This window comes from Sphaerisporangium sp. NPDC005288 (assembly GCF_040607475.1).
GTDB lineage: Bacteria > Actinomycetota > Actinomycetes > Streptosporangiales > Streptosporangiaceae > Sphaerisporangium > Sphaerisporangium rhizosphaerae.
Genome location: NZ_JBEXGT010000005.1, coordinates 55,746 through 78,024, shown reverse-complemented (window position 1 = coordinate 78,024; position 22,279 = coordinate 55,746). Strand labels below are relative to the sequence as shown.

Here is a 22,279-nt window from a genome sequence, read left to right as displayed (position 1 = left end):
GGTGGCTGGAGGTGGGGGAAGCCATGATGGGCGTGCTCCTGTCCGTTCGAGATGGGCGGTGGGAGTACGGCCCCGGCGGTGGATGCTTGGCGGCTTTGCCGCCGGGGCCGGCCGTGCTGTGTGGAGTGCTGCTGCGGGGAGTGCTAAGCGGTGGGCCGGGGTGGCGTGCTCGACTCCGGCGGCGTGCTCGCCGGAGGCTGCGGCGGTCTGACCTCGGCGTAGAGGCGGACGTTGCGGCTGGTGCCACGGCATGGGTAGGGGGTGGAGATCTCGATGACATCGATGGCCGTGCCGAGGATCTCGGCGGCTTCGGCGACCTCCTCGGACAGGCCGATGATGCGGATCTTCATGCGCTCTCCAGGTGAGTGATTCCGCGACGGCACAGGGCGCAGCCGCCGGGACGAGGGTCGCCGTGCGGGCAAGCGGGGGTGACGGCCTCGGCGACGCTGCGATCGGCCGGGCTGATGCGCGGAGGCGGGAGGCGTACGGGGTCGGGCAGTTCGTTGAGCCGGGCGGTTAGCACGGCGTACGGGTTGCGGACGCCGGCGGTGTTGGCGCCGACGTGCTCGGCCAGCGCGGCCGAGCTCCAGCCGTCGGCCAGGGCGGCGGCGACGGCGGGGGTGAGCCGGTCGACCTGGCGGGCCGACAGCGGCCAGTCGGGGCCGAGTTCGGCGATGAAGACCTCGATCGGGTTGGCGCAGGTCTCTTGCGGGCTGCCCGGCTGTGGATCTCTCGTCTCGGCCTCGCCACCGCCGCCTTCGGGCCAGCACAGCGGCCGGGAACTGTATCCATCGGACCGGGCAGGCGTCCGGCCGGCGGCGCTTCGTCCTCGCTTGGCCGTCGGTCGCTCGCGCGGGGGCGGTGGTGGTTCCTGGTGGTTCTTTGGTGGATTGGGTGACAGGCGTGTCACCCCTCCCCTGTCACCCGTGTCACCCCTCGCGGCCACCGGTGTCACCCCGGACACCTTGTCAGGGGTGACAGGTTGTCCGGGGGCAGCGCGGTTATCCACAGTTTCCACAGACTCGTACACAGGTTCGAATACAATCTCCACAGGCGCTGGTGGGGCTGGCGTGGGGCTGTGCATGACGATGGCGTAGCCGTTGGTGCCGTGCGGGCCGGCGCCCCGGCGGACCTGCAGGTGCCCGGCGGCCGCCAGCTCGCCGAGGATGCGCCGGACGCTTCGCGGGCTGATGTTGGCCTTGCGGGCCACGGTCGCGACCGAGGGCCAGCATCCGGTCCCGTCGTCACGCGAACAGGCGTCGGCGAGAGCGAGCAGCACCAGGCGCTGATTGCCGGAGGTGGGCGAGTGCTGCCACACCCAGTTCATGACCGCGATACTCACGAGAGTGCGACCTTCCAATGATGTTGAACAGATTGCGTGGAGGAAAGCGGCGATCTCTATGGCGGCACGCGAGGGAAAGCGCCATGAAGGGTGGGGACGTCAGGTGCGCCTCTGTTGACCGTCCCTTGGCTTCCGTCCCTGGATCTCGAAGTTCCGAATCCGACCATGATGATCACATCGCGGCTAACGTGGGATGGAGCGGACGTGATCATGTACTGGGAGGACCGTTGACAATGCCGACGCCCGACGAAGTTGTGGACAGCCCTACGGGCTGGGTTGCCGAACACATCAAGCGCTATGTCGAATCCGACGGTCTGGACGGCCACAAGTACCACGGATATGACTCGTTGCTGCTCACCACCCGCGGCAGGAAATCGGGGAAGCTGCGCCGTACCGCACTGATCTATGGGCGTGACGGCGACAACTTCGTGCTCGTCGGGTCGAATGGCGGTGCCGACCACCATCCCGCCTGGTACCTCAACCTGCTTGAGGACCCTGAGGTGTACGTGCAGGTCGGTACGGACAAGTTCACCGCCAAGGCCCGAAACGCCACCGACGAGGAGAGACCGCGCCTGTGGGATCTCATGGTGTCGGTCTTTCCGACGTACGCCGGCTACAAGGAGAAGACGAGCCGTACCATCCCCGTCGTCGTCCTGCAGCCTGAGAGATAGCCGATACCAGTTCAGAGCAACGAGCTCACAGCGGTACACCCGGCAGCGGCCACGCAACCTGGTACGAACGCAGGTCACGGGGTCACCTCGAAGAGGGGGTCCATGCCGGCCACCTGGCGGGCGAAGCGGGTGCGGGCGGCGTTAACGATGTGGTGGGCGAGGTCGTAGGCCAGGTGGCAGCGCTGGCACATCGCCTTGAGGTTGGTCTCGTCGCAGTTCTCGGGGGTGTGGTCCAGGTGGGCGACGGTGAGCACGACGGTCGAGCCGGTGACCGGGTGCGCCTCGCCATGAACGGCCGGGCAGACCTGGTCGGGGTGGCGGCCGCACTCGCCGGCGCACTCACAGAAGCCGGCGGCCCGTTGGAAGCGGATGCGGTCGCTGATCTGCCGCCAGTTGGGCGGGTAGCGGTGGCGCTGGTCGGGGCGGATGGGCATCAGGCGCTCACCTGCCAGCCGTGGCAGTCCAGGCAGGCGCCGTACCGGGTGGGCAGGCAGTAGGGCTGCTCTACGCCGCAGTCCGGACAGGTGCGCCGAGCCTGCAAGGCCTTCTCGATCGCCTCCAGCTGCGCCTCCGTCGGCGTACGGCGTGGCTTGGCCAGGTCGAGCCGGTAGAGGTAGGCGACGCGGACGCCCTTTGAGGCGCGGCGGGAGCGCCACATGAGCTGTGCCTGCACGCCTTGGCCTCCGGGTCGCAGGCCGGCGGCGCGGAGCTGCCGGTAGGTGGCCAAGCCGTCCGGGGCCATCCGCCAGGGATAAGTGGGGGTGCCGTAGCGCTTGCCTTCGGGGTCCCAGAACGGGACGCGGGCCCGGCTCACGAGGTCACCTCGCCGGGGTCGACGAGCAGGCGGTGAATGGCCGCGTCGATGTCGAGCAGGCGGGGCTCGGCGCCGATGGGGACGAGCGCGTAGGTGTCGCGAAGGAAACGCCACAGCGGCGCGGATGGTGTCCACAGCGCGAAGCGGTCGTCGTAGCCGTCAGAGACGAGGGTGAACGTTACGCCGAGCTCCATGTCCGCACCGCGCAGCGCGGGCTCGATACGGACGTCTCCGACGCCGACGTGGGTGATGAGGCCACAGGCGAGCAGCTCGCGGGAGAACTGCCATTCCACGGTCTGCTCGTCGTGGGCGGACAGGAAGGTCAGCCGCACGCAGTACGGGTCGGCCGACCGGTAGGAGATGAGGGCGCGCAGGTATGTCCGGAGGTGCTCTTCCTCGTCGAGCGGCCAGAGCGCGAGCCGATGGGTGACGGTGTTCATGCGACCGCCCTTCGCGAGGTGAGAGCTGCGTCATGAGCCGAGGGGCTCGCGTCGGCGCGGCGTTCCCGCTGGCGGACGCGTCGCGCGTGTTCGTACAGGGTCCGAGCCGTCCGGCCGCTGACGTGCAACCGGGCGGCGACCTCGGATGGACCGTGTCCCCAGGCGACGATCTGCGCGGCGGCGGCCTGGCGCTCGGCCTTGGTGAGCATCACCCGTTCGCCCCGGGCGGCGAGTTCGACGGCGATCTCGTCCACGATGCCGTCCTCGGGCAAGGTCCGCTGCGGTCGGCGCAGCGAGGCGAGGACCACGGCCAGGGCACGCAACTCAAGGACGCTCAGCGGGGTGAGCAGGCGCTCGATGGCGACGGCCTGGCGGTCGTGCACGTGGCGGGTGAGTGCCTGCGCCGATTGGCGTGTGCACAGCCTGTGGAGGATGGGGGGATCGGGTCATGCTTGTGCCTCCTCCGTCGCGTTCTGGTGGATTTGCTCGGCGACCCATCGCACGGCGGCGGTGCGGCTCTTAAAGCCGTGGGTGGTGTTGGTGGGCGGGTGGTAGCCGTAGCCGGCGGTCCAGAGCAGTCCGCCGCGGCGGCCTCGCTGGCGGGCGACGATGCCGAGTACCTCGGCCGGAGCGCCGGGCGTGCGGCGGTCAGCTGTGAGCAGGTAGGCGCCTGGAGGCTCGCCGTGCAAGAGCGGTGGCCCTGGGTGGAGCCACAGTCCGGCGACGCGTTCTGCGGGGCTGCCGTAGCCGACTACGGCGGCGGCCGTGGTCCGCTCGCTGGTGCCGGACAGCCGGTCTCCGCTGTCCGGGTCGGCCTCCGGCCCGATCGAGGCGAGCAGCTCGCGCACCACACTGCAACTGCGGCACAGCGCGCGCATCCCGGCCTCGTATCCGCCCTTGTAGCGTTTGCGGTGAAGCGTACGGACTTCCCAGAGCGTCTCCCGGCAGCCGGGAGCGTGGACGCCGATGGACTGCCAATCGAAGTACTCACGGTGGATGTTCGTCACGAGGCCATCCCCATTCCGGGGATGCGGCGCAAGCCTCCGTTGTTGGTGAGCAACACCCAGCCGTCAGCGTGAGTGACGACAGGGATCTGCTCGGCGATGTCGCGGGCGCCGATGAGCAGGCCGGCGGCGAAGGCCTCGGCGCGGTGGGCACGGAGCCAGGCCCGGCAGCCGGTACCGCCGGTGCCGCAGACGGTGACGAGGTTGGGCGGGGTCGGTGCGAGTCGCCGGTTGCGCCGGTGCAGGACGTAGGGCAGGCCAGCTGCTCGCGGGCCGGTGCTGGTGCCGGTGACGTCGCGCCCGCACACCACGCAGCGGTGACGGTCGCGGACGAGCACGCGGCGGCGCGTCTCGCGGTCGATGCGCGGAGGCGGGGTCTGGGTGGGGACGATGGGCGGAACGTCGGGGCGGGTGGTCAGGTGCCAGCCCCCGGCGGGGTGGCACCGGTAGACGCGTGCGGTGCGGCCGGTGCCGGCCTGGAGCTTGGCGCGGGCGACCTGGGCGGCCTGCTCGTCGGGGTGGTTGCGCTTGCCGCAGCAGCGTGGCCGGCTCATCGGTGCGTCCGCAGGTTGGGCCGGGGACGCGCGCCGGCCGGGTGCATGAGCCGGTCGGCCTGCAGTCCGGCGAGCACGGCCAGGACGACGAGGACCAGCCCGGCGCCGAGCCGTCCGGGCAGGCCGAGGACGTCGGTGATGAGCACCGTGAGGGCGATGACCGTGACCACGAGCAGGCCGATGCGGGTCACGGCCGGCCGAGGCCGGCCGTACGGTTGCCGGGCCTGCTCGGCCGAGATGGCGTGGGTCTTTCGTGGCATGCTGAACACGACCGCTCTCCTTTCGAGAGGGCTGGTTGGGAGGCCCGGCGCGCTGTGCTTGCCGGCTTTGGGCGCCGGGCCTCGGCTTGTTGAGTTGTGAACTGTCGGGCGGCTGTCAGAGCCGGGCGGGTTGCCGTGTCGACGCGGGAGTGCGTGCGCCGGTGACCCAGCGGCCTTCGTGCGGGAGCGTCCGGCCACGAGCGATGAGGGCATAGGCGGCGGCGTAGGTCTCGCCCAGCTCGCCGGGAACCGCAATCAGGCGGGCGGTGGCGTAGCGCAGCCGGTCCGGGATCGGTTCGAGGATCTCCAGCGCGGTTCGGCAGTCGGCGATGACGGCGCGGGCCCGCGCGGCTACGTCGTCGTCCTCGCTCATGAGCCATGAGCGGGCCTGGCGGATGGCGGCGCGCATCGTCCGAGCGAGGTCGTCGACGCGCCGGGCGCGGTGGCCGATCTCGATCTCCAAGTCATGGACGGCGGTGATCAGTTCCTGGTCGGTGTCCCAGCGGGGGCAGCCGCGCATCGGGCGCTGGCCGAGGGCGATGGCGGCGGCGATGATGCCGCGGTAGGTGGTGACGTCCAGGCCGGTGGCGACGCAGCGGCCGGCCATCGAAGCGGCGACGCGCGCGAGATCGCCGGTGTCGGCGAGGGCCTGGGCGGTGGCGGTGTACCTCATGTCATCCCTCCTTCGAGGTCTTGATGACTGTTACGGGGAGTGAGCGACGGGCGTCCGTCTGGAGAATGTCCCAATGTCCCAGTGAGGGCTCTATACGGGCCCGGATCCGGAGGCGCTGGGACATTTCCTGGGACATTTCTGCAGTCACGCTGCGTTGCCTTCTCGCTCGTCGGGCTGATGGGTCGGCTCGGGGGTGAGGTGCCAGCGGGAGCCGCGGCCCCGGCCGTGCAGCACGGCCACGCCCTCCAGGCGGAGCCGGTCCAGGAAGCGCCAGGCTCCCATCCGGCTCACGCCCATCTCCTCCAGGGCGGTCTCCACCTGACGGACGGTGGTGCCGTCGCCGGCGAGCAGCTGGAGCAGGCAGGCGCGGACGTCGTCGGGAATCTCGGTCTGCTCGGCGGCCTGCGCCCGGCGGATCTCGGCGGCCTCTGCCAGCCGGGCGGCCGTCTCGGCGTCGGGCTGCGGAAGGTCGGGCAGCGCTTCGAGGTAGCGGCGGGTCTGCTCGCGGCTCGCCGCGGCGGCGTGCATGCGGGTGGCGATCGGGTCGGCGGTGTTCGGCACGGCGTCGGCCTCCGGCTGGTCGAGGGGTGCGGGAGCGGGACGGGTCTGGGCGTTGCGGCCTTCGGCCGGGGTGTCGGCCTTGAGCCGCTGGTAGGCCTCGCCGAGGTGAGCGACCAGCGAGGGCTCCAGCGGGGAGGGCCGGCGGTCGGCGGCGAGCTTGTCCAGGTCGGGCAGGTGCTTGAGGAAGAAGGTGCGGCCGACGCTGTGGGTACCGTCCAGGGTGGCGATCAGCACGACGCCGGGGTGTCCCTCGCCGTAGCGGGTCATGTCGGGCAGCTCCAGGCCGAGATCTCCGGCAGCGTGCGCCATCTCGGTCCGCCGGTTGATCTTCAGCAGCACGATGTTGTTGATCTGGGTGCGGATGTCGGTGTCGCCGATCTGGGAGATGGTGCCGCGCTGGCCGACAAGGGTGACGCCGACGCCTTCGGAGCGGCCCTTGCTGGTGATGTAGGCCAGCGCCTGGCGGGTGGCCAGGCCGATGTTGTCGTTCGGGCCGAGCAGGGCCGACATCTCGTCGACGACGATCTCGATCAGCGGGTGACCCGGACGCGGGATGAACGTGGCCTCGTCGCCGGCGTTCGCGGCGCGGAAGTCGATGATTTTGCAGGCCTGCTCCAGCATGCGCAGCGCCTTGACCCGGTCGCCGGGTCCGCACGCGGCCAGGTCGAAGGCCTTGCGCCAGCGGCGCATCTCCTTGGCCTTGGAGACGTCGATGCCCCAGACGGCGACGTTGTCGGCGGCGGTGAGGCGTTCGAGCTTGTTGTTGAGCAGCACGCTCTTGCCGCCGCCGGTGACGGCGACGATCAGGGTGTGCTTGGCGCCGTCCTCGTCCCAGACGACGATCTCCAGCGGCCGGCCGGTCTCGGGATCGATGCCGATGATGAGCGGCTCGCGGACGTCGGCGACCTCGGGGAGGACGATTTCGGGGTCGCTGTCGAGCATTGGGTGCGGAGTGGGGTCGGCCCACGGGTCGCGGTGGCGGACGCTGATGCGGACGCGTCCGGCGATCTTGTCAGCGCTGACCTTCACGCGGGTGGCCGGGATGCCGTAGTGCTCCGCCATCCGCTCGGCCAGGTCGGAGGAGGCGATCGAGGAGGCGCGGCGGCCAGTGCCGGTGACGTCGACCAGCAGCCGCTCCCCCAGCCGGGTCGGCTCGTTGGACAGCAGGTGCGAGCCACCCAGGCCGAGCCGGGCGGCCAGCCGATGCCATTCGGACTTCTGCCGCCGCCAAGAGATGGCCTTACGGGTGCCGTGGTCCAGCCGGTAGATGCCGTACGCTGTGGCGTAGAGCGTGCAGTAGGCCCAGGTGAGCGCGGCGTGCGGGCCGAAGGCGGGACCGAGTTCGGCGGAGACGGCCAGCCAGGTGCCGGCGGCGCCGATCGCGGCGGCGGCCTTGGTGGCGCGACTCTCGTCCCTGCGCACGGTGACGGCGTAGGTGGCGAGCGCGGTGCCGACGGTGACGGGGATGATGCCGAGGGCGGGCAGCTCGGCCAGGTGGGCCAGGCCGCCGGCGCCGTACAGGCCGACGCCGATCGGGAGGGGGACGCGCTCGGCCGGCTTGGCCTTCACCCACCGGACGGCACGGCCGAGTCCAGAGCCGGCCTCGGCCACCGCGCCGCGGCGGTGCCGGGGGTGCTGCTGGGCGTGGGCCCTGTGCGGCGGGCTGGGGCAGCGGTCGGCGGTCATGCGTGCGGCGACGGCGTGCCGGAGCGGCTGCTTGGGGGGTCGGGCGGGCCGGCGGGCCATCCTTCCTCTCTCCTCCTCGGGCGGCTGGCGAGTGCTGCTTCCGGGCCCCGGCCACCGTGCGGGGCCCGGAAGCGTCCGTGCGTCGGACGGGTGGCTAGACGGCCTGCCCGGAGAAGAACCGGCCCTGGTACGGCATGACCACGCCGCGCGCCACGGCCTCCATGACCTCCTGGTAGATGGTCAGGAACTGCTTGTGCGCCTCGGCCATCCGCTGCGCCAGCTCGCTGGCGTGCGTGGAGTACTCGGCCAGGCCCTGCACCGAGGACGGGTCCAGGCCGACCGCGTTGACGCACGTCTCGTGCAGCGCGGCGAGCGCGTCAGCGTAGCCGCAGACTCCGGCGACCTCGCCGGCCATCAGGTGCAGCAGCGCCGAGTCGTCCTCGGGAACGTGGGTGGCGATACGGCCGATCGTCTGCGCCCAGTCGGGCGGGGCCACCGCACCGTCCCCGCCGGGCGTCGTCTGACCGGCGGTCGTGTGCCTGAAGGTGGTGCTGTTGGGAACCATGCGCGCTTCTCCTTGGCTGGATGGGATGGGACGGTCGGCCGGCTGCGGTTCGGGCGCGGCCGTGGTCTGGTCAGAGCGGGGACGCTCGTCGGAGGGCCCGCCAGGGCTGACCTCGTCGTCGAGCTTCGGGCGAGCGTCGGCCGGGCGCGGGTCAGGGCGCTGCTCCGCCGGACGCGGTTCCGTCCTCGGTTCGCTGGCCCTGGACTCCGGCCTCGGCTGCGGCTCTCCATCCGGCCGCGGCTCCGGCCGGGGGTCGTCGGCATCGGACGGGCGGACGCGCCGAAACAGCGGGATGACCTCGGCCTCCTGTGTCCGGGATTCCCACCGTCGCTTTGCTCGCGTGGCGGCGGCCTTCGCGGCCCGGCGGGACAGACGGGTGCCGGTGCGCACGGTCGCGCCTGCGGCCTTGCCGGTGAACTCGGCGGCGGCATCGCCCAACGTCGTGCCCTTGACCGGTGGCGCTCCCGAGGCGTTCCAGGCCTTGACGAGCCAGGATCGGCGCGGCAGTCGATGGACGTTGCGGCCGGGGCGGGTGCTGCGGCGGTTGGCGTGCCTGGCCACGCCGGTGATGCCCGTGATGATGGCGGCCACGAATAACAGCTCAAGCAGCATCGGGGCCCTCGCTCCCCGGCGGCGTCCACCGCTCGGTAGCGTCCTCGGCCTCCTGCTGCAGCTCGGCCACGGCGGTTACGGTGGCGACCAGGGCGACGACGACCAGGTAGCTCACAACGCCCGCGAGGATCGGCAGGTGCACCCAGAGGTGGACGGCGAGGATGACCAGTACGGCGCCGGCCGTCTCCAGCAGCGTGGGGCGGATCTGCCAGGCGCGGCGCGCGACCTGGCCTTTGGTGATGGGCGTGGTCACGAGAACCACCCGCCGATCATGTCGCTGACGTTCGCGAGCCAGCCGGCGGGGATGCGGCCGAGCGGCGTGGTCGCGGCCAGCAAGCCCCAGCCGCCGAGCAGCACCAGCTCATACCAGCGGGTCTGACGGGCCCACATCAGCGCGACGATCGCGCCAGTGAGGATGGCCAGCAGAATCATCGGTCCTCTCCCTTCGAGTAGTGATCAGCGGGCCAGTCCAGCTCGCACCAGGTGAGCCGGCCCTGCTTGCCGTCGATGTCGAGCGGTTCGGCGCCGCAGCGGGCCAGAGCGGCGACGATGGCCAGGCCTCGCCCGCCTTCGACGCCACGGGACAGCGGCGGCCGCTCGGACGGCTCACCTGCGTCGGCGACCTCGATACGCGCCCACGCGTGACCGCCGTAGGAAACGCGGACGGTGAACTTCCCGTCGTCCAGGCCGGACGCGGAGTGCCGTACGGCGTTGCTCGCCAGCTCCGAGGCGCACAGCACGGCCTCGTCACGGCGCGGGACACCGGTCAGGCAGGTCCCGACATACCGGCGCACCTCGGCGATCGCCTCCGGGCAGCCGGCGAACATCCGCTCGTACTGGCAGACCGGCGTCGTCGGCTCGGTGGCCTTGGGAAGGGTGGCCAGCAGTCGTGCGGGCCGAACCCCGGCGGGCGGGAGCTGCCCATGCTCGGCGAGGACGTCGCGGACGTACCCGATCGGGTCGGCCTCTCCCTGCTCGGCCGCGGCGACCGCCGCGCGAGCGTGCGCGAGCAGCTCGGCGTAGGCGGCGGTGAGCAGGACCAGGCGGTCGCGGTCGGAATGGTTCGTGCAGGTCATGACGTCACCTGCCGCAGCAACGCGATCTGACGGTCCCAGTCGATCCACTCGCCCTCACGCCCGACCGGCACCAGCCGACAGCACCGGGTCACGAACGAGTCGAGCTGGACCCGAAGGACGAACAGCCGGCACTCGCGGTCCTGACCGGGAAGAAGCGTGATCTCGATCCAGCCGTCCGCCTCGGCCGGCACCACTCGGACGTCTCCCTGGCCCGCAGGCTGCTCCAGCCCGTCGACGAGCAGCGCTCGCGCGAGGAGCCACGGCTCAGGCATCCCCGGAAAGACCAGGCGGACGGCGTACGGGTCGGTGACCTTGTACAGCGCGGTGACGGCGATGGGAGCCTCGGGCCTGTCGGCGCTCCACAGCGTCAGCGTCGTACGCACCCGGGCGCTCATGCCGCGACCCCCTCGGCGTACGCGCCTGCCTCCGCCATCGCATGCCCGGACCGCGCCGCTTCCGTACCGGCGTCAGCCTGACCGCGCGCCTCTCGGACGGTGTCCGCCTGGACGGGTGCCTCCGCACGCTCACCCATGGCCGTGCGGTCGTAGGCCACGGCCTTGCGCCCTGGGTCCGCACGGTCCGGCAGCGGCTCCGCACGGTCGCCCTGCCCCTGCGGACGACCCTCCGCACGGTGCGGACCACCGTGCGGTCCGGTCCCCACACGGCTCGGGCCACCGTGCGGGCCTACCTCGGAGGCAGAGGCACCACCGTGCGGGTCGGCTTCCGCACGGTCCAGGCCACCATGCGGACCCACCGCGTCAGCGTCTGCAGAGTCACCAGCCGGCTCGTCGAAAGCCGTCCCGTCCATCGACAGCAGTCCGCGGCGGGCTTCGGCCAGGACGCCCTCACACCACCGCTTGCGGTAACCGGTGCGCTGTTCGACGTCCCGCCAGGTGACCTCGTACTTCTCGCCTCGCTCGATCGCCGCCAGCATCTCCTCGCGAAGCTCGGCGACCACGGCGGCCCGGTAGGCGGCCTGCTCGACCGGCGCGCTGGGCTTGTCCGCACGGTCCTCCTCGGACAGCACGCTCACGCCATCATCCGTGCGGTCCTCCACCGCAAGGTCCGAATCCGCACGGAGGCTCTCAGCCCGCACGGTCGCCGGGGAAGAGACCACCGTGCGGGACAGCACCGCACGGTCCTGCTGCGACCGTGCGGTCCCGGGCCTCCGCACATCCGCGCGGTCCACGACCGTGCGGGCCGGCCGTGCATCGGACGACAGCCCGTGCAGCCGCTCGGCCGCCGCCCGGTAGGCCCGGCGCACGGCCTCGGTGATCCAGTGCCGCAGGTCCGTCACGGCCTCGGCGGCACAGAACACGATCGCCGGCGGGACGGAGTGCAGCAGGATCAGCGAGGGGTCCAGTGACGCCCAGGCCGACCAGGTGTTCATCGCGTAGGTACAGCCGAGGGCGACCCACTTGGTCCGGCGCACCCACGGGCCGGCCTTGATCTGGTGTCGGGCGATGACCTGCTCTCCGAGCAGCACGCCCACCAGGACCAGGGACACCATCGGGTCCAGCAACCAGGCGGTGCACCACTCGATCGACCCGACCTCGGCGCCGCGCGCGGCGAACGCCTGGACGTTGGCCGCGGTGAAGGCCAGGCCGAGGACGAGCCCAGTCCAGATCAGCCGGTCGACGCGCGTTCTCATCCGCTCGATGCGGTAGGCGATCACGTCAGGGTTGGTGTCGTAGGCCCGCACATCGGCGGCGGCCTTCGCCGCCAGGGCCAGCTTCTCGGCCTTGCTGCTCGGCCGATGCCGCGGTTCGGCGGTCGGCGGGGCCGAGGGCCACAGTGTCGTCGGCTCGGACATCAGGCACTCACCGCCCTGCCGGCCCCGGCGGCCTTGCGCTGGGCGGCCCGCTGCCGCTGGCGGATGAGGTTCAGCCGCTGCCACGGCGCCGTACCGCCACGGATGCCATGAACCCAGGTCCGAGGAAGGACGATCTCCTCGCGAAGCGCCAGTTCCAGACACTCCGCCCGGACCGGACACGGCCCACAGAGGTCCAGCGCGATCGCCTCGTACGCAGCGCGCTTCTCGGCCAGCGCTTCGGCGCTGCCCCCGGTGAACTCGGGCGGCTCACGCGGAAACCACGCATCGGGTTCTTCCGTACCGACGCACAAACCACCCGCCAAGACACGACGGTGCAGGTCCATCGTGGTCTGAGCGCAAACGCTCGTGAGTAAGGGTGCGAAGATGTTGGACATCGGGTCTCAAGTCCTTTCGTTGAGGTGGGACCCGTTCGCGGCCCTGGTGCTAGGCACACCGGGGCCGCACGTCGTTGAAGGGCTGTGGTTCAGCGACCGCGCTCTGGGCTGCAGCCGGACTAGGCGGCGTCCACCTCGCCGACCAGAGCCGGTGGATAAGCGTTGCCTCACCCCCTTCGGTCGAGTGAACTAGTTGACTCTGAATCAACTACTTCACTATGCGTCTGCGCGGGCAGCGCGTCAAGCGGTTAGGCGTGTAACTACGGATCCATGGCCACTACGCTGAGCCTGTGAGTCGCAATCCGGACGATCCGCGGCCTGAGTACGTACAGATTGCTGACGATCTGCGGGCCGCAATCACGTCAGGCCGCCTCAAGCCAGGGGAAAAGCTGCCTTCGCGCGCCAAACTCGCCGAGGAGTACGGCGTCGCCACTGGGACCCTCAACCAGGCGATCCAACAGCTCATCCGGGACGGCGTGCTCAGCGCGTGGCAGCGAGGGACATTCGTGCGCCAGGCTCCCGCCCAGGAAGCGACTGCCTCGCCCGAGTACACGGCGATCATGAGCGAGATCCGTGTTCTTCGTGACGATCTCGCCCGCATGGGCGATCGCTTGTCTCGGCTGGAGGGCCTGGTCGACGGGCCGGCGGAGGATTCGCCAGCCTGACGGCCAACAGTTCCGTACGGTGTCGAAGGGCCTGCAGTTCCTTGGCCAGCTCGGATAATTCGGTTGCCACTCGTCGCACTTCGTCGGGGCTCACAGTGCCTCCTGATGACCTCCGTCATCTCAGAAGGTAAGAGCCTGAGCGATCGCGATGTATGACAGCTTGTCCTGCCGGAGTCTCATTCAGGCCAGGCTGTCATAAGGCCAGGTCAGAACTGTCCAAGAAACTCGCGGTGGCGCCAGGCAAGCGAGAGGACCGCCGCACCCGCAGCCTGCATCGGCTCCCTGGTGGTCAGGCGGTCCACCACGTCGCTCTCGAACGGAAACCCCCGTGCGTCATGAGCGAGGATCTTACCTTCAGGATTGACGTCGACCAGGTCTTCGAAGACCTCGTCGTACAGCTGCGCATCCATCACGGTGACCGCGAGCACATCGGTGGCGAAGGTGAGCGGGTCCACTCCCATTCCGAGCACGTATGAGCGCAGCAGGCCTTGCTCCTGTGCCTCCGTCAGGGTCCGGTAGAACGGCCATTGCTCGTAGTCGAACGCGTCGTCGTAGTGTTCCGTGGTCCCGAGGAACTCCTCGCTGTACTCCCGGACGACACACCGCCAAAGGTCGAAATCACGCTGCCGCGCGGCCTGGCTGTCGTCAATGGGCTGGAACACCCCGACGGGCATGACCTGATAGAGGCCACCGCCATGAGCCACATGCGCAGGGTCGCGCCAGTGCAGCACGAAGGTCATGTCGCCCTGCTGAGCATCGCGGCGCAAAGTCAACATGCTGACGGCCGGCAGCACCGGCCGGTGAGAAAGCAGTGTCGGATCACCGACCAACGTCCGGAAAGGCAACTCGGCCAACTTAGGCCGCTGCCCCCGCTGGACGAGCTCCGCCAGCTCGTGCGCGACGGCCTCTCCCACGTTGACACCGTCGAAGTAGGCGGCCGGCCCGTAGCGCATCCGCCGTTCATCGAGCGCGATGTCGAGGAGCCGGTAACTGAAACGGTTCTCGAACAGCCGCGGAGAGTCGATTGCGGCCATGGCTGACGCGTAGGTGGAGTGACCGGCGCATATGGACTGCACCTCTGCCTCGGCCCCATTCCGGACAGGCGGCTTGGCATCCGCGGACCACGTCAGACGCAGGTCGGCCAGATCGATCGGACGGGAGGGCAACCACTCCGGACGGCACAGCAACGGAGTGCCGGCGACGTGGTCCACCTCGGGATAGAGATCCTGCGCGACGGCCGCCAGGTCATAGCGATGCTCGTTGAGGTAGCGCCGCACAGAGCGCCACTGGTCTGTAAGGGCCACACCACTCCCTAGCGTCGCGGTTTGCTGCCAGCCTACGACGTCAGCAGAAGACCCCGATGGCGCCAGGCCAGGGCGAGACATCCCGCACCTGGCGATGCCATCGGCTCCTTGCGCAGGAGGCGGCCCACGTTCCCTTCGCTGAACGGAATCCCCTTCCCGCCGGCCATCCCGTCCACGGCCGACACGGTGATGCCTTCCGCATTCGCATGGACTATGTCGGCGAAGATCCGATCGAACAGGTCGTCATCAATCACCAGGGCCGTCAATATCGTTGTGGCCAAGGTCAGCGAATCCAGAGCCACTCCCAGGCAGTAGATGGATACCTGCCCATTCACACGTCCACGCTGTAGGTCCCTATAGAGCGGCCATGCGTCGTAGTCGATCGGCGTACTGCGCGAACCATCGTGCTCAGGAGTTCCCAGCAGCTCCTCACTCAATTCGCGGACGACGTTCCGCCAGAGATCGAAGTCATTGCTGCGGTCCCACGGCGCCATACTCGAAGGCTGGAACTCTCCGGCCGGGATGACGTCGTAGAGACCGGATGCGGTGGCCACTCGCCTGGGATCCCGCCAGTGCAGCAAGAACGACGCATCACCATGAGTCCGGCGCCGTCGCAGCGTGAGCGTCGTGATCGCCGGGATCATGGCACGCCTACCGAAAGCGAAGGGATCACCGATCAGCGAGCGAAACGGCAACTCAGGCAGCCGGGTCACTTTCTTATCGGTATTCTCCATCTGGACGAGGGCGAGCTCATGTCCGACCGCCTCTGAGACATCGAGCTTGTCGAAGTAGTTCGCCAAGCCGAAGCACATACGGCCACCAGACTGCGCCCAATGAACATCCGTCAGCCGGTAACTCGGCCGGTTCTCGAACAGCTTGGGCGGATCCAGATAGCGGACCGCCGACGTATAGCTCTCGAATTGGCGGCCTAACGCACGAAGGGGACGTACCTGCTGAGACTCCGGCTCTGTGCCGTCAATTCCGCGAGGCATCGATCCGTCGACCCACTCCAACTCGATCTCCTCCAGGCGGACAGGCTCGTCCGGCAACCACTCCCGTGGTGCGATCAAGGCGGTGGACTTCAGGCGTACGTCGGATGGGTAGAGGAGACTGGCCTGCCGTGCCAGCTCGGCCCGATGCTGGTTGAGATAGCGGCGGCCGGCCCGCCAGCGCTCCTGACTCGCTGCCACAGCGTCCTGCGGCACGGCCTCTCCTTGGAAGCCGTCACCGGCAAGACCAAGTAGCTCAGGGGTAACCCGGAGTATGCGCGAGACGTTGAGCAGGAAGCCCATATCCCGGATGACGCGATGACCACGCTCGATCTTCGAGATGTAGGTCTGGTCCACCCCGAGCAACTTGCCGAGCTGTCCCTGGGTCAGCGACTCCGCGGTTCGGTAGTCCCTGAGGAGCCTCCCGAGATCCGGAACTCTTGTAGCGTCCGCCTCTGATCGTGGCAGCCACGGGTGATCCAACTCGCCCATACCTGCATCATGACTCGTGCAGTCAGATATGGCAGCCTCTTTCTCCAACGCACAACAAGGGGGGCGCATTGAAAGTCACCTTCGCCACGCATGCCGGCCATCCCAACCGCCCCAACGAGGACTGGCTCGTCGCGACACCTCAGTTCGTCATCCTGCTCGACGGAGCCGGCGGCCCCAGCGAAGACGGCGGCGGCTGCATCCACGGTGTCGCATGGTTCGTCCGGCACCTGGGCGCGGAACTGCTGGGTGCCCTGACCCGGTCCCCAGACGACGACCTGCGCACTGTCCTCGCCACCGGCCTGGAGAGGACCGCTGACCTCCACCGGCCAACGTGTGACCTGCACGATGAGGGCACCCCTTCGACAACCGCCGTCATCCTGCGCGAACGCGCCGACAAAGTCGACTACCTCGTCATCTCAGACTCAACACTCGTGCTCGACACCTTGGACGGCATCGAGGCGATCAGCGACAGGCGAATCCTGGAGATCGACGCCCTCCGCGAACCACGGAAGGTGATGCATGGCTTCGCCCTCGGGTCTCCAGAGCATGCCGCCGCTCGCCAGGCTTACATCGCCGTCCAACGGCGCTTCCGCAACATGACTGACGGCTACTGGGTCGCCAGCTCGGACCCAGACGTCTCCGAGGCCGCCATCATCGGCAGCATCAAACGAGACCGTCTGCGCACCGCGGCCGTACTGAGTGACGGGGTAGCCGACTACATCGACGACTACCACATGGCCACTTGGCGCGAGATCCTCAATACGCTGCAGACCCACGGCCCTGCAGCACTGATCGACCAGGTCCGAACAGCCGAACAAGGCGACCCAGACGGCCACCGCTGGCCCCGCTTCAAAAAACACGACGACGCAACAGTTGCCTACTGCTCTTTTGATCCCAATTTGCAATAGCCGCCGCCGCGGAGAAACCGTGATCTCGCGCCACCAAATGAACGAGGCAGTGTAGCGTCCCGCCCGTCACCGTACCTACAGGCGACATCATCCGCAGCAGTCATAGGAGACCGGTCAAAGGCGAGGATATGGCAGCACACAACGACGGACGAATCTATCCAGATGAGATGCCCCTTCACTCGGTGAGCGCTGGGGCTGCTGTAGTCCGTGAAGACGGCCGTCTTCTAGTGATCAAGCGGCGCGACAACGGCGAGTGGGTCTTGCCCGGTGGCGTGGTTGAACTGGACGAAGACCCCCGGGACACAGTCAGGCGTGAAGTTCTGGAGGAAACCGGCGTGGAGGTCGAGCCGGAACTCCTCACCGGCGTCTACAAGAACATGCGCCGCAAAGTGGTCTCACTAGTATTCCGCTGCAAACCGATACGAGGCGAAGCCCACGAAACCGACGAGGCGGCCGGCGTCGCATGGTTCACACTCGCGGAGATAACCACCCATATGGCCGAGCCCTTCGCAATCCGCCTCCTCGATGCCACCGCTGGCGGCGACCCAAAAGTACGCATCCATGACGGCCAGCGCCTATTCTCCAACGCAGACTAAAGCGTTGCGGCAGATCTGCTCACCCCCACGGGCGTGGGGAGGACGGCGCCCCCCTGGTGCAGACTTGGCTGCCCGACGGCTCACCCCCACGGGCGTGGGGAGGACTCGATCTGGTCGCCGGTCCAGTCGCCGTCGTACGGCTCACCCCCCACGGGCATGGGGAGGACCTGGCGACGCTGCTCATGGTCGACGCCGTCGTCGGCTCACCCCCACGGGCGTGGGGAGGACGCCGTCGGCTCCGGAGGAAACGGGAAAGGCGTCGGCTCACCCCCACGGGCGTGGGGAGGACGGATCCTCAATCTTCCCGACCAGAAGAGCAGCCGGCTCACCCCACGGGCGCGGGAGGACTATCCAGTCATCTCAATTCAGTCCCCCTGCTGGGGCTCACCCCCACGGGCGTGGGGAGGACCCGCAGGAAGTCACGGCCAAGGCCGAGGATGCCGGCTCACCCCCCACGGGCGTGGGGAGGACGAGAGGGGCGGGGCGGTCACGGTCGCGCACTACGGCTCACCCCCACGGGTGTGGGGAGGACTGCTCGTCGATGACAGGCACGTCCTGGCCCCACGGCTCACCCCCACGGGCGTGGGGAGGACTGACGTCCTATGTGGCACTCATCGCAGGAGTGCGACTCACCCCTACGGGCGTGGGGAGGACAGCGACCCGGTGCTCGTCCTGGTCGAGAACCACGGCTCACCCCCACGGGCGTGGGGAGGACGTCGGACTCGTTTTTGAAGGTGGCCTCAGGCCCGGCTCACCCCCACGGGCGTGGGAAGGACTCGCAGATCTGGCTGCGCAAGGACGGCCACATCGGCTCACCCCCACGGGCGTGGGGAGGACCAGGTTGATCTCGGGCGCACCATGTGGGAGGACGGCTCACCCCCACGGGCGTGGGGAGGACTTTGCGCCGCCGTCGCCGGAGCCCTTGAATCGCGGCTCACCCCCACGGGCGTGGGAAGGACGGTGCTGTCGACGGTGAGCGCATCACTGGCGACGGCTCACCCCACGGGCGTGGGGAGGACGCGGCTGCAAGGCCAAATCCCAGCAACGGACTCGGCTCACCCCCACGGGGCGTGGGGAGGACACGAGCGGGCCATTACCTCCCCACACGCACGGCGGCTCACCCCCACGGGCGTGGGGAGGACATGAACGGCGACTCCTCGCCCCACGACCTGACCGGCTCACCCCCATGCGCGTGGGGAGGACACATAAGCGGCTGACGGGGTACCGGCCGGGGTCGGCTCACCCCCACGGGCGTAGGGAGGACGGCCTGCCGCCCCAGGTCGCCGAGCGTGATTCCGGCTCACCCCCACGGGCGTGGGGAGGACGTCCTGTGCGGCTCCACCCGCTTCTACGACGCCGGCTCACCCCCACGGGCGTGAGGAAGACGACAGGACACGCTGCCAGCCCACCAAGGCGGACGGCTCACCCAACGGGCGCGGGGAGGACGCGTCCGCCTCCGTGGAGTCCTGGACCAGGACGGCTCACCCCACGGGCGTGGGGAGGACAATCGCCGAATCTGCCGGACGCCGGAGGAGTGCGGCTCACCCCCACGGCGTGGGGCGGACAGCAACGTCACCGGGCCGTTGGTGCCGTTGTTCGGCTCACCCCCACGGGCGTGGGGAGGACGCGGTCGCCGTCGGGTACGCGGGGTCGGTCGACGGCTCACCCCCACGGGCGTGGGGAGGACATGTAGGCCTGGAGCAGCGCCATCTCACGATCCGGCTCACCCCCACGGGCGTGGGGAGGACGTGGTGACCACGACGTTGTAGGCGCCCGCGGTCGGCTCACCCCCACGGGCGTGGGGAGGACACGGCCGCGACCGCAACCAGGGAAAGGATGAGCGGCTCGCCCCCATGGGTGTGGAGAGGACAAGATCCTGGGCGCCGGACTGGACGACGCCCACGCCTCACCCCACGGGCGTGGGGAGGACCACGACATCGTCATCACCCCCAATGTGTACGCCGACTCACCGCCACGGGAGTGGGAAGGACTTCGGCCGAGCCGACGTATCGGCCCTGCGTGGCGGCTCACCCGCACAGGGCGTGGGGAGGACGTCTGCTGGCCCGCGGCAAGGTTCATGACCTGCGGGTCACCCCACGGGCCTGGGGAGGACGGTTCTGGCCCGGAGGCAGTGATACCCCATCGACGGCTCATACCCCCCACGGCCGTTTTCGCTGTTGAGTTTTAAATTTTCGATGTGGGTTCAGTTTCTGGGTGGGGCGAGGCTGATGAGGCCGCAGCCGTAGGCTTTGCCTCGGCCCATTCCGTCGCGGAGGGCGGTTGTGAATTTGGCAGGGTCGGTGATGATGAGGTGGCCGTCGTAGCGGACGTGGTCGATGGTGATGCGGTGGGGCTGGGTGCCGGCCTGGGATTGTCCTTGGGTTCTGAGAGCGGGGTAAGGGGCGACGTCGGGTTGTCCGTTGCGGCCCGTTGGGATGACGAAGCCATGTCGTTCACCTTGCCGGACCAGCCAATCAATTTGGTTTTGAGATGTGCGAAGGACGACGTGGCGAGGCTGAGAGCGTTTGCCAGCCTGGGCACGTTTCATTTGTTCTTCCTCTTCGCGTTTCACTGCGCGAGTGGGATTGGCGACCAAGCGGAAGGCGAATTTGCTGCCCCCGGTGACGGCTTGAAGAACGGGCTGGAGGTTGCGGACCTGGCACGACTGGGTGAGGTAGTGGTCTGGCAGGCATGACCAGTCCGGTTCAATATGGCTCTGGACATACAGCAGGAAGCCTCGGTCGCCAGAGTCCAAGCGCCAAAGGACCCCGTGGGCTTGCCGGGCCGGGATGTCGTCTTCAATGTGAGGGAAGGCAGACATAACAGTGCGGTGCATCTGGTGGATGTCGGCGTAGTCGCGACGGAAGTGCCGCGAGGTCACATCAACGGTCAGTTTGCTCAAGAACACGCGGTTCTCCTGCTGAAATCAATTCCTTGGTGAGTGGCACATGTCCACTGAGCACGGTGCGGGTGATGAAGCGTCGGTCACCGCGGGAGAAGGAGATGGGATGGTCGCGCCGTGATTCGGAACCTACTGTGGACGGCGGGCATTCGACCATAGTGCGTAGCGTGCCGACATCTCCTTTGTCGATCGCAGTGAGTTCGCGCCTGTGGACAAAGGCACGGGTTTCCAGCCACCAGTGTTCCTCCAGGATCGTCTCCAACGGTTTCTCCTGCAGGCCGGCTCCAGATCGTAGGTGACTATCTCGACCGTTCCCGATGAGGGGGCGGGCAGGAAGAAACGCTTCACGTCCGAAACACAGGGGCCAGTGGGGTCGCTGGATCGCGTCTGCCGCCTCGCTCAACAGGCTAGCGTCAGCACCTTGGAGCACTACGAGGAACAACGCGTCGGCGAGGTAGTAGCGCTCGCTGACCACGGTGCGGTGGCCGGTACCTGCGGTGGTGGGAACGTTTTGAGCGGTGTGGAAGTCGCGCTCCAGGATTCCTTCGCGATCGACGCGTACCCCCATGCGGAACTCGGCGATCCGGCTCAGGCGTTTTGAGTCGTCGCGAGGAATTCCCAGGGCAGCGCCGAGCAGACCGACGATCCCGGACTTGGTGGGTTCAGTGGTGGTTTCCCGGATTGTGAAGCGTGACCGGATGCCCCACGATTGCATGGGAGCGTCCAGGCAGAGGGCCAGGCTAAGCGTCATACCGGTCAGACCTTGGCTGCGGCGAAGACCCGGCTGGTGAACTCATCCAACGATGAGGCCTTCTCGGTGTCGGCCAGGCCGCTGAGGGTTCCAGTGACCGACGCGGCGGTGACCAACGTGATGTCGTTTCCGCCGTAGAACTGGCGAAGCTGTCCCAGGTGCTTGATGAGGCGCTGGTTGGAAAGGTCCATCAGGTCCGTCCCGGAGACCGGTTGTAGGAATGCGTTGGCGAGATTCCATGCCCCCCGTTGCCTGACGACGGAGATGAGTGTTTCAGGCAGAGTGAGGGCGGCCATGGAGTTCTGCTTCCCAGTGGGGACGGCGTGGATGAAGGCGTACAGCCAGGCTCGGGCGGTGCGGGCGATGAGATCGGTGTCGCCATCGAGGTTCTCAGTGAGCTGGTCCAGGTCGAGGTTGGCGTACCGGTAGTAGCACGCGCTGTTGAAGTCGACAGTGCCGATCATGTCCGCACCGGATTGGTCCTGAGGTTTGAGGTCGTCCACGGCGGTGTAGTAGTCGAACTCGTTGACCACCGCATGCGTGGACAGGGCGTGGGCGACCTGGCTGGCGGCGTTCACGCTGAAGTCCTTGTTGTCAGCGATCATCCGGCCGAACAATGCCACGTCGGCGACCTTGCTGGCGTCCAGGATGCGGCGGGCTTCCGCCAGGTCCTGCTTGGTCGGCTTGATCTTCTTGCGTTTGCCGGCGTTTTCCGTTTCTTCGCCGTTCTCGTCCCCGCCGTCCTGGGGCTTTTTGGCACGTGCCTTGGTTGCGGCTCTGGTGGCTGCTGCTGCTTCGAGCCGGGTCCACTCGCGGTTGCAGAAGTCGGCCAGTAGCTCAGAGGCTTGGCGGCCGACAAACAGCAGGTATTGGGTGAGTCGGGTGTTGTCGTCCACCCCGAACCCGAGGGATTCCAGACCGGAGATAACTACAGCGGCGGTGGCTTCCTGGTCGCGGCCGTGTTGGTCGATCATGATCTTGGCGGCGTTGTCCAGCAGCCGCTTGGTTCGTACACCGGTTTCTTCCTGGCTCAACCCGTAGTCATTGAACATCTGCCGGGCCGCGCGCTTGAGGCTCTGGCTGGAGATCCTGCCTCGGGTGACGCCACCGAAGGTGGCGGTCTTGGGCTGTCCGGTGTCATCGCGGTTGAGGTTGCTGACCGGGAACGACTGCAGGAGGTGCAGTTCGATAATCATAGGTTTCTCC

The 22,279-nt window shown here is 68.5% G+C and carries 27 protein-coding genes and 1 CRISPR repeat array; of the genes, 4 read left to right on the top strand and 23 right to left on the bottom strand.

Annotated features, from left to right (window positions below; genetic code table 11):
• Window positions 1-143: 143 nt before the first annotated feature.
• Window positions 144-350: a hypothetical protein gene (locus ABZU32_RS06905; protein WP_354918222.1), complete on the bottom strand. Its 207-nt coding sequence runs from the start codon at window positions 348-350 to the stop codon at window positions 144-146.
• Window positions 347-1,342, bottom strand: coding sequence for a helix-turn-helix domain-containing protein (locus ABZU32_RS06900; protein WP_354918219.1), 996 nt, complete (start codon window positions 1,340-1,342; stop codon window positions 347-349). Before ABZU32_RS06900 ends, ABZU32_RS06905 begins: the two co-directional genes overlap by 4 nt.
• Before the next feature lie 233 nt (window positions 1,343-1,575).
• Here ABZU32_RS06900 and ABZU32_RS06895 point away from each other — a divergent pair, with 233 nt between their 5' ends.
• Window positions 1,576-2,013 (top strand): nitroreductase family deazaflavin-dependent oxidoreductase, encoded by a 438-nt coding sequence (locus ABZU32_RS06895; RefSeq protein ID WP_354918216.1) that lies wholly within the window; start codon window positions 1,576-1,578, stop codon window positions 2,011-2,013.
• Between the two features lie 74 nt (window positions 2,014-2,087).
• Here the strand turns inward: ABZU32_RS06895 and ABZU32_RS06890 are convergent, their stop codons facing one another.
• From ABZU32_RS06890 to ABZU32_RS06815, 16 genes are all read right to left on the bottom strand, one after another.
• Complete coding sequence (locus ABZU32_RS06890) at window positions 2,088-2,447, bottom strand: hypothetical protein (protein ID WP_354918213.1); 360 nt, start codon at window positions 2,445-2,447, stop codon at window positions 2,088-2,090.
• The gene (locus tag ABZU32_RS06885; RefSeq protein WP_354918210.1) at window positions 2,447-2,827 is read right to left on the bottom strand and encodes an RRQRL motif-containing zinc-binding protein; all 381 of its coding nucleotides are present in this window, start codon (window positions 2,825-2,827) and stop codon (window positions 2,447-2,449) included. The genes ABZU32_RS06890 and ABZU32_RS06885 overlap by 1 nt, the downstream gene beginning before the upstream one ends.
• On the bottom strand, window positions 2,824-3,267 hold the full coding sequence (locus tag ABZU32_RS06880) for an SsgA family sporulation/cell division regulator (RefSeq protein WP_354918208.1): 444 nt from the start codon (window positions 3,265-3,267) through the stop codon (window positions 2,824-2,826). Before ABZU32_RS06880 ends, ABZU32_RS06885 begins: the two co-directional genes overlap by 4 nt.
• Complete coding sequence (locus ABZU32_RS06875) at window positions 3,264-3,650, bottom strand: hypothetical protein (RefSeq protein WP_354918205.1); 387 nt, start codon at window positions 3,648-3,650, stop codon at window positions 3,264-3,266. Before ABZU32_RS06875 ends, ABZU32_RS06880 begins: the two co-directional genes overlap by 4 nt.
• A 63-nt stretch (window positions 3,651-3,713) precedes the next feature.
• Window positions 3,714-4,274: a hypothetical protein gene (locus ABZU32_RS06870; RefSeq protein WP_354918202.1), complete on the bottom strand. Its 561-nt coding sequence runs from the start codon at window positions 4,272-4,274 to the stop codon at window positions 3,714-3,716.
• The gene (locus ABZU32_RS06865) at window positions 4,271-4,825 is read right to left on the bottom strand and encodes a hypothetical protein (RefSeq protein ID WP_354918199.1); all 555 of its coding nucleotides are present in this window, start codon (window positions 4,823-4,825) and stop codon (window positions 4,271-4,273) included. The genes ABZU32_RS06870 and ABZU32_RS06865 overlap by 4 nt, the downstream gene beginning before the upstream one ends.
• On the bottom strand, window positions 4,822-5,094 hold the full coding sequence (locus tag ABZU32_RS06860) for a hypothetical protein (protein WP_354918196.1): 273 nt from the start codon (window positions 5,092-5,094) through the stop codon (window positions 4,822-4,824). The genes ABZU32_RS06865 and ABZU32_RS06860 overlap by 4 nt, the downstream gene beginning before the upstream one ends.
• A 106-nt stretch (window positions 5,095-5,200) precedes the next feature.
• Window positions 5,201-5,758 (bottom strand): hypothetical protein, encoded by a 558-nt coding sequence (locus tag ABZU32_RS06855; protein ID WP_354918194.1) that lies wholly within the window; start codon window positions 5,756-5,758, stop codon window positions 5,201-5,203.
• Window positions 5,759-5,902: 144 nt separating this feature from the next.
• A complete protein-coding gene (locus ABZU32_RS06850) occupies window positions 5,903-8,065 on the bottom strand; it encodes a hypothetical protein (RefSeq protein ID WP_354918191.1) in 2,163 nt (720 codons plus the stop codon).
• 94 nt (window positions 8,066-8,159) lie between these two features.
• Window positions 8,160-9,182: a hypothetical protein gene (locus tag ABZU32_RS06845; RefSeq protein WP_354918189.1), complete on the bottom strand. Its 1,023-nt coding sequence runs from the start codon at window positions 9,180-9,182 to the stop codon at window positions 8,160-8,162.
• Window positions 9,172-9,444, bottom strand: a complete 273-nt coding sequence (locus tag ABZU32_RS06840) for a hypothetical protein (protein WP_354918187.1) — start codon at window positions 9,442-9,444, stop codon at window positions 9,172-9,174. Before ABZU32_RS06840 ends, ABZU32_RS06845 begins: the two co-directional genes overlap by 11 nt.
• On the bottom strand, window positions 9,432-9,614 hold the full coding sequence (locus tag ABZU32_RS06835; RefSeq protein ID WP_354918184.1) for a hypothetical protein: 183 nt from the start codon (window positions 9,612-9,614) through the stop codon (window positions 9,432-9,434). Before ABZU32_RS06835 ends, ABZU32_RS06840 begins: the two co-directional genes overlap by 13 nt.
• Window positions 9,611-10,258 (bottom strand): ATP-binding protein, encoded by a 648-nt coding sequence (locus tag ABZU32_RS06830; protein WP_354918182.1) that lies wholly within the window; start codon window positions 10,256-10,258, stop codon window positions 9,611-9,613. The genes ABZU32_RS06835 and ABZU32_RS06830 overlap by 4 nt, the downstream gene beginning before the upstream one ends.
• Window positions 10,255-10,653: an SsgA family sporulation/cell division regulator gene (locus ABZU32_RS06825; protein WP_354918179.1), complete on the bottom strand. Its 399-nt coding sequence runs from the start codon at window positions 10,651-10,653 to the stop codon at window positions 10,255-10,257. The genes ABZU32_RS06830 and ABZU32_RS06825 overlap by 4 nt, the downstream gene beginning before the upstream one ends.
• Window positions 10,650-12,071, bottom strand: a complete 1,422-nt coding sequence (locus ABZU32_RS06820; RefSeq protein WP_354918177.1) for a hypothetical protein — start codon at window positions 12,069-12,071, stop codon at window positions 10,650-10,652. Before ABZU32_RS06820 ends, ABZU32_RS06825 begins: the two co-directional genes overlap by 4 nt.
• On the bottom strand, window positions 12,071-12,466 hold the full coding sequence (locus ABZU32_RS06815) for a WhiB family transcriptional regulator (protein WP_354918174.1): 396 nt from the start codon (window positions 12,464-12,466) through the stop codon (window positions 12,071-12,073). Before ABZU32_RS06815 ends, ABZU32_RS06820 begins: the two co-directional genes overlap by 1 nt.
• 290 nt (window positions 12,467-12,756) lie before the next feature.
• On the opposite strand from ABZU32_RS06815, the gene ABZU32_RS06810 reads away from it, so the two are divergent.
• Window positions 12,757-13,131, top strand: coding sequence for a GntR family transcriptional regulator (locus ABZU32_RS06810; protein ID WP_354918171.1), 375 nt, complete (start codon window positions 12,757-12,759; stop codon window positions 13,129-13,131).
• Window positions 13,132-13,337: 206 nt separating this feature from the next.
• On the opposite strand, the gene ABZU32_RS06805 is transcribed toward ABZU32_RS06810, so the two are convergent.
• Both ABZU32_RS06805 and ABZU32_RS06800 read right to left on the bottom strand, forming a co-directional pair.
• On the bottom strand, window positions 13,338-14,408 hold the full coding sequence (locus tag ABZU32_RS06805; protein WP_354918168.1) for a hypothetical protein: 1,071 nt from the start codon (window positions 14,406-14,408) through the stop codon (window positions 13,338-13,340).
• Window positions 14,409-14,467: 59 nt separating this feature from the next.
• The gene (locus tag ABZU32_RS06800; protein WP_354918165.1) at window positions 14,468-15,916 is read right to left on the bottom strand and encodes a helix-turn-helix transcriptional regulator; all 1,449 of its coding nucleotides are present in this window, start codon (window positions 15,914-15,916) and stop codon (window positions 14,468-14,470) included.
• 68 nt (window positions 15,917-15,984) lie between these two features.
• Here ABZU32_RS06800 and ABZU32_RS06795 point away from each other — a divergent pair, with 68 nt between their 5' ends.
• Complete coding sequence (locus ABZU32_RS06795) at window positions 15,985-16,824, top strand: integrase (protein ID WP_354918163.1); 840 nt, start codon at window positions 15,985-15,987, stop codon at window positions 16,822-16,824.
• 128 nt (window positions 16,825-16,952) lie between these two features.
• Window positions 16,953-17,420, top strand: coding sequence for an NUDIX domain-containing protein (locus tag ABZU32_RS06790; protein WP_354918160.1), 468 nt, complete (start codon window positions 16,953-16,955; stop codon window positions 17,418-17,420).
• 17 nt (window positions 17,421-17,437) lie between these two features.
• Window positions 17,438-19,530: a CRISPR direct-repeat array (repeat unit 29 nt; unit sequence CGGCTCACCCCCACGGGCGTGGGGAGGAC).
• 93 nt (window positions 19,531-19,623) lie between these two features.
• Here ABZU32_RS06790 and cas6e read toward each other — a convergent pair.
• Genes cas6e through cas7e form a run of 3 tightly spaced genes read right to left on the bottom strand, consistent with a single transcriptional unit; the run spans window position 19,624 to window position 22,269 of the window.
• Window positions 19,624-20,328 carry a type I-E CRISPR-associated protein Cas6/Cse3/CasE gene (cas6e, locus tag ABZU32_RS06785; RefSeq protein ID WP_354918157.1) on the bottom strand — a complete coding sequence of 235 codons (705 nt, stop codon included), beginning with the start codon at window positions 20,326-20,328 and terminating at the stop codon, window positions 19,624-19,626.
• Window positions 20,303-21,073: a type I-E CRISPR-associated protein Cas5/CasD gene (gene cas5e / locus ABZU32_RS06780; protein ID WP_354918154.1), complete on the bottom strand. Its 771-nt coding sequence runs from the start codon at window positions 21,071-21,073 to the stop codon at window positions 20,303-20,305. The genes cas6e and cas5e overlap by 26 nt, the downstream gene beginning before the upstream one ends.
• A 5-nt stretch (window positions 21,074-21,078) precedes the next feature.
• Window positions 21,079-22,269, bottom strand: coding sequence for a type I-E CRISPR-associated protein Cas7/Cse4/CasC (cas7e, locus tag ABZU32_RS06775; protein ID WP_354918151.1), 1,191 nt, complete (start codon window positions 22,267-22,269; stop codon window positions 21,079-21,081).
• Window positions 22,270-22,279 lie beyond the last annotated feature (10 nt).

Coding starts and splice junctions, on each gene's coding strand:
- ABZU32_RS06905 (WP_354918222.1), bottom strand. CDS start 350: ATGAAGATCCGCATCATCGGCCTGTCCGAGGAGGTCGCCGAAGCCGCC.
- ABZU32_RS06895 (WP_354918216.1), top strand. CDS start 1,576: ATGCCGACGCCCGACGAAGTTGTGGACAGCCCTACGGGCTGGGTTGCC.
- ABZU32_RS06890 (WP_354918213.1), bottom strand. CDS start 2,447: ATGCCCATCCGCCCCGACCAGCGCCACCGCTACCCGCCCAACTGGCGG.
- ABZU32_RS06880 (WP_354918208.1), bottom strand. CDS start 3,267: ATGAACACCGTCACCCATCGGCTCGCGCTCTGGCCGCTCGACGAGGAA.
- ABZU32_RS06865 (WP_354918199.1), bottom strand. CDS start 4,825: ATGAGCCGGCCACGCTGCTGCGGCAAGCGCAACCACCCCGACGAGCAG.
- ABZU32_RS06855 (WP_354918194.1), bottom strand. CDS start 5,758: ATGAGGTACACCGCCACCGCCCAGGCCCTCGCCGACACCGGCGATCTC.
- ABZU32_RS06850 (WP_354918191.1), bottom strand. CDS start 8,065: ATGGCCCGCCGGCCCGCCCGACCCCCCAAGCAGCCGCTCCGGCACGCC.
- ABZU32_RS06845 (WP_354918189.1), bottom strand. CDS start 9,182: ATGCTGCTTGAGCTGTTATTCGTGGCCGCCATCATCACGGGCATCACC.
- ABZU32_RS06835 (WP_354918184.1), bottom strand. CDS start 9,614: ATGATTCTGCTGGCCATCCTCACTGGCGCGATCGTCGCGCTGATGTGG.
- ABZU32_RS06830 (WP_354918182.1), bottom strand. CDS start 10,258: ATGACCTGCACGAACCATTCCGACCGCGACCGCCTGGTCCTGCTCACC.
- ABZU32_RS06825 (WP_354918179.1), bottom strand. CDS start 10,653: ATGAGCGCCCGGGTGCGTACGACGCTGACGCTGTGGAGCGCCGACAGG.
- ABZU32_RS06820 (WP_354918177.1), bottom strand. CDS start 12,071: ATGTCCGAGCCGACGACACTGTGGCCCTCGGCCCCGCCGACCGCCGAA.
- ABZU32_RS06815 (WP_354918174.1), bottom strand. CDS start 12,466: ATGTCCAACATCTTCGCACCCTTACTCACGAGCGTTTGCGCTCAGACC.
- ABZU32_RS06800 (WP_354918165.1), bottom strand. CDS start 15,916: ATGGGCGAGTTGGATCACCCGTGGCTGCCACGATCAGAGGCGGACGCT.
- ABZU32_RS06790 (WP_354918160.1), top strand. CDS start 16,953: ATGGCAGCACACAACGACGGACGAATCTATCCAGATGAGATGCCCCTT.
- cas5e (WP_354918154.1), bottom strand. CDS start 21,073: ATGACGCTTAGCCTGGCCCTCTGCCTGGACGCTCCCATGCAATCGTGG.
- cas7e (WP_354918151.1), bottom strand. CDS start 22,269: ATGATTATCGAACTGCACCTCCTGCAGTCGTTCCCGGTCAGCAACCTC.